At 71.8% G+C, this 817-nt stretch carries 1 protein-coding gene; it reads left to right on the plus strand.

The annotated features are described in order from the left end of the window. Window positions 1-224 precede the first annotated feature (224 nt). Window positions 225-817 (plus strand): biosynthetic peptidoglycan transglycosylase (locus ACIKT0_RS19345; RefSeq protein ID WP_407106891.1); only part of this gene is annotated, 593 nt, incomplete at its 3' end.

Genomic DNA, 817 nt, shown 5'->3' on the forward strand with positions numbered 1-817 from the left:
CCTGCGGCGACAGCAGCGCCTCGAGCGCCGCCTCGGCGCGCCGCGCCACATCGGCGCGAAGGTCATCGAACGAGGACTGCTGCATGAGCGGATTCCGGGACCGGTCGCGTTGCGACGTCTGCGCTGCCCGACCGGGGCCAGTCCGTCAAGCGGCGGCCCTGCGTGGCTTGCCTCGCGCCGTCTGCTAGGTTGCGGCGAGCGGGCACACGGGGAGCAGACGGTTGATGGCGTTCTTGGCGCGCGCGTCCTCGGACCGCAGGCTTCGGCCGAGGACGTCCGCGGCCGCCGTCGTGATGCGCATCCTCATCGCCCTGATCGCGCTGCCGATCATCCTCGTGCCGGTCTATGCGGTCGTGCCGCCGGTCTCGACGCTGATGCTCGCTCGCTGGGCGACCGGACGGCCGGTCGAGCGCGTCTGGACGCCGCTCGACCAGATTTCGCCCGCGCTGCAGCGCGCCGTCCTGGTCTCGGAGGACGCCCGCTTCTGCCAGCATCACGGGGTGGACTGGGGCGCGATCGGCGGCGTCCTCAAGGCGGGCGGCGACTCAGGTCCGGGCCGCGGCGCCTCGACCATCGCCATGCAGGTCGCCAAGAACCTGTTCCTCTGGCAGGGCGGCGCCTATGTGCGCAAACCGCTCGAGATCGCGCTCGCGCACTGGATCGATCTGGTCTGGAGCAAGCGCCGGGTGATGGAGGTTTATCTCAACATCGCCGAATGGGGCCCCGACGGCGTTTTCGGCGCGCAGGCGGCCGCGCGCCGCGCCTTCGGCAAGGACGCCAAGGCCCTCACGGCGCGGGAGGCCGCCATGATGGCCGC

It is taken from the genome of Hansschlegelia beijingensis (assembly GCF_045505405.1).
Taxonomy (GTDB): Bacteria; Pseudomonadota; Alphaproteobacteria; order Rhizobiales; family Methylopilaceae; genus Methylopila; species Methylopila beijingensis_A.